General features: G+C 58.1%; 2 protein-coding genes. Both read right to left on the bottom strand.

Going from position 1 to position 4,320, the window contains the following annotated elements; genetic code table 11:
• Positions 1-2,384: glycoside hydrolase family 9 protein (locus IRZ24_RS17305; protein WP_297166954.1), on the bottom strand; the 2,384-nt coding region annotated here is incomplete at its 3' end.
• A 615-nt stretch (positions 2,385-2,999) separates the two neighbouring features.
• A complete protein-coding gene (locus IRZ24_RS17310; RefSeq protein ID WP_297166956.1) occupies positions 3,000-4,298 on the bottom strand; it encodes a helix-turn-helix transcriptional regulator in 1,299 nt (432 codons plus the stop codon).
• Positions 4,299-4,320: the final 22 nt, after the last annotated feature.

A 4,320-nucleotide genomic window follows, 5' to 3' on the forward strand; every position in this document is an offset into this window, starting at 1 on the left:
ATCGTCCCATTGTACGACAGGTTCGTCACCGTTACCGTGCTCCCTTGCTGGCTAAAGCTCCCGTTCCAGCCCTGCGTCACCGTCTGCCCATTCGGGAAGCTAAACTGTAACGTCCACCCGTTAATCGTCGTCGTCCCTGTATTCGTGATATTGATCACCGCTCCGAAGCCGCCCGGCCACTGGCTGGTGATCACATACTGGACACGACAGCTCGCTCCAGCTACCGGCGTTGGGCTAGGTGTTGGGCTGGGCGCAGGACTCGGCGTCGGGGTCGGACTGGGTGCCGCTGTTGGCGTCACGGTAGGCCGCGGCGTGGGTGTCGGCGTCGGCGTGCTGGTGGCTGTCGCCGTCGGCGTCGCCGTGGGAGTAACTGTTGCTGTCGGCGTCGGGGTTGGCGTTGGCCCCGTGCCATTGGGCTGCGTCCCCCAGACCTGGGTATTCCCATCAAAGACCACAATATTGGTCACCTTAACCGGCGTCGCCCCGGCAGGCGTGGCTACCCCCTGATAGGACCAGTCATTGGTCGGGTCCCAGGCTCCAGCGCTGGTAATGCGGAACTGGACCTGTTTCTGATAGTTGCTCTGCCCGCCTGGGTAGATCAGCACTCCAGCGCAGCTCACCGTCACATAGTAAATGTTACCCGAGTACTGCGTCGGGCCTGAAATCTGGTTGCCGCACTCGGTATAGTTCATGCTCAGTGTGAGCATGCTTGGCGTCACGCCCGGCTCCAGCGTAAAGTAGTAGCGCAGTGACAGGTTATTGGTCACCCGCGCAGGCCAGCCGCTCTTGTTGATAAAGATGGCCTTAATCTCGGTGAAGTTGCTACCAGAAGCATTAACCGCCGCCGTCACATAGATCTCGTCATCATCCTTGGGCTTATCCGGCAGGGAAGCAACCGGACTACCGCCATACTCCTGGTAAAGGCGAGCCAGAGCGCCTACCAGTGCAGCGTTGTAGTCATCGGCAGGCTCATTGGTCTGATAATCCTGGCGATTATCAGTGAACTGGTCATTCGGCGAGCTGGGGCCACCAACCATTGCCCCGTAGAGGATGTGACGTTCATAGCTTGGATTGTTAATGTCGTTCGTCCACGAATCGTGCGCTTCGCGATGATGAGGTGTCTGTGGATAGCAAGAACCGAAGCCGACAATGTAGCTACAGTTGCGCGGATTGGCCCCCAGAATGTAATTAATCTGTTGAACAGCGAAATCGTGATAGCGCGAATAGAGCGGATTGCTCGGACCCAGGTAGTCGGCATAGACCAGGGCCAGGAAAGCGGTATTGGCCGCATAGCGCAGCGAACCCCAGCTATCAAGGAAGGCCTCGCCGCCCGGCGAATAGGTCACACGTGAACCATTGACCCCAACCGTCCACCAGTCCAGAAAGCGCTGAGCATCGTCCTTGTACTGCTGCTGGCCTGTGATTTCAGCCATCAGGATATAGCAGCCATAGGACACATCGTCCCAGCTAATGGTCCACTTGTAGGAATGGACAGTTGTCTGTGACTGATAGCTGAGATTGTTATAGTAATTCTCAGCCTTAGTCAGATAGCTGCTATCATTCGTGGCCAGATAGAGCCAGATCGCCCCCCAGACCAGCTCATCGTTGTAGCCACTATACGAGGTATAGTAGCCACTAGCTGCCGTGATGCAAGCATCATACTTGCCACGGTACGTATCGGCAAAGGTGTAGAGCTGCTTGGCATGAGTGAGTAGCGTACTGGCGTAGGTGGGATCTGTCGGCTGGAAAACGATCGAGGCGGCAGCCATCGCAGCAGCGGTCTCGCCGGCCAGATCGGAACCAGGACAGCTCGGGTCAATTTTGTAGGCAGGGCGGGCCATCTGCATAACTTCCGCCGGCCCCCAGAAGGCATGATCAGCGCTCGGGTCACCTACTTGTCCATAGAGGACATTCGGCGAGGGATGAGCCTTGATAAAGTAGTCGGTAGCCCAACGAATATTGTTGAGAATGTAGGGGAGCTGGCCATCTTGGACGAAGGCATTGCGGTACTGGATCACTCCCCAGGAGAGCATCGTCACAGTGTAGGCCATCGGCAGACCAAACTTCACATGGTCGCCAGCATCATACCAGCCTCCCGTTAAATCCAAACCAACGTCGGAGCCATCCTTCGTGGCCGAATCTCCGATCCACGGGACGCGATTCCAAGATGGCTTGGGACCAGACGATTGCTCTTCATAAAAGTAAATGGCCTTTTGCAACGCCTCACCGTAGTTGAAGGCCGGTGCCGCGCGCACCGAGGTGGGACGATGGAAAGGGCCGACCAGGCAGGTCGTCAGCAGAAGCAAGGCTCCTAGAACGGCTAGCGCTGCCGCAGAGAGCGTTACTCTGCTCTTGAGACGTACCCCTATGTGGAAGGTTTTCATAGGTCTCTGTTTCCTTTCACGATCTTCCTGCTGTCGCTCAGCATTCTCTGCGAGCAAACGACTGCAGGTGGGGTATGGCCCACCCACACAGAAGCGCAAGACACGTAGGTGAATAGGTGGAAGGCTCCGACACTAGCCGCAGAATGTAACAGAGCAGATACGCCGCTTCCTCCAGCAAGGCCTGTCAATTCCGCCAGCCCTCAGCGAGCGGGCAGATTACGCCGGAGCGCACCAGTGCAGAGGGGACAGGACATGCGAGCAAACACTCTGCGACGCTGGATCACCTCCTTTGAGTGAGTGTGAGAGCCTTGTCCTCTACCAATGAGGCAGCTCGCTCAGTGCTGGTGGAAAGATACTCTATCGTAGCTGCCCTGTGCCCACAAGAACACCCGGTAGACAGTCACTAGGCACCTGACGGGCAGCGGAGAGGGAGAACCTCTTCACACTGCGCGCCGGGTGCCCAAGCTTTTGCTGAGCTGAGCGATACCGCCGTAGCCAGGCTAGCAGAGTCCCGCTAGATAAGGATAGGCTGAGCGACGACAGACCTCACACTAGCTGGTCAGCCAGGCCCAGCGATCGTTCACCCAGCGAGCCGCGAGGCGAACCCTCCCGCGGCTAGTCTTGCCAGAGTACAACTTGCGTGTACGTGGCGCCCGAAGACGGCATCGTGAAGGCAAAGAGGAGGTGACCCTGCTGACCTGAGCTGCTTACAATATAGGCAATCACCTCAAACGGCTGGCCCGGGGTACAGGTACCTCCAGGAGGATTAAAACGCACAGGCAGATCTCTGCTGCTCGCTTGCCAGGAGAGCTTGCTAGCCTGGCCAGTGAAAGGCCAGAGCGTCAACGTACAACGATAGCCAAGGGCCTCAAGGACACAGTCATGGGGCGTCAATTTGGTCGGGTTGATAGTAATCAACAGAGAGGCAGAGGCGGAAGCGGCAGCAGCAGCAGAAACAGTCGATGTAGCTTGAGACGGGGGCGCAGGGGAGGGAGTGGGCTGTCCAGGCGGCGTCGTCGCTGACCTGGCAGCGGTTGCAGTGGGAGTCGCAGGCAGCGTCGTGCGTGTTGGAGAAATGGAAGCTGTTGCAATCACGCGGGCATCCTGCCCAGAGCCAGCAAGGCGAGGCGAGGAAAGAACCGTAGGCTGTAGCTGGCCAATCGAGAGTCCACAGAGGACCACAGCGGCTACAATCATGAGCACCAGGAGGAAACCCAGGCTCCTGCCATAGCCAAAGCGACGAATGGCTCCGACCGGCCTTTCAGTGGTCCCAGACGCAGAGCTTGGCGCTGAGACGGGAGACGATGGCTGCTGGTGCTGTTGAGATCCGCTCGGCTCAACAACCTCAGTAGACGGGGAGGATGAAGAAGACGAGGTAAGCAGGCCGTGCTGCTGTAACCATTCACGCAGGACGGCGGCGTTGATATGCCCGACTTGCTCGAAGGCACTCAGGCTGGCTTCCCCTGAGCGCTGCGCTTGGGCCCTTTGACCCTGCAGTACGCGCACATAGGCATCTTCCCAAAGGAGATGCGCCTGCACATCATGCACCGCACTCTGTAAAATATAGGCAAAGGTGTCTGTGCGCTGCTGCCAGGAAGGCGCTTGAGGCGGCATCACTCCCCAGGGGAACGCATGTCCATTCTCCCCTACCTCCGCCCTCACAACCGCTGGCGCCATCGTCGCCGCAGCGCTTCTCTCGGGCTGCTCTTTGCTGCTGTCTAGTAATCCTAGCTCTTCGGCGTTCTTGCCAAAAAGCTGACAGAGCTTCTCACGAAAGTAGGGGGTCGGGGAAAATAGTCCTCGCTCCCAACGACTGACGGTGGTGGCATCGGTACCGATCTGCTCCGCAACTTTGGCCTGGGACCAACCTCGTAGTTCGCGTGCCTGCCTAAGGCGACGATTTGGGGTCGGCATGCGTGTCTCCTCCAAAGACCTC

The organism is Thermogemmatispora sp., from assembly GCF_019683755.1.
Classification (GTDB): domain Bacteria; phylum Chloroflexota; class Ktedonobacteria; order Ktedonobacterales; family Ktedonobacteraceae; genus Thermogemmatispora.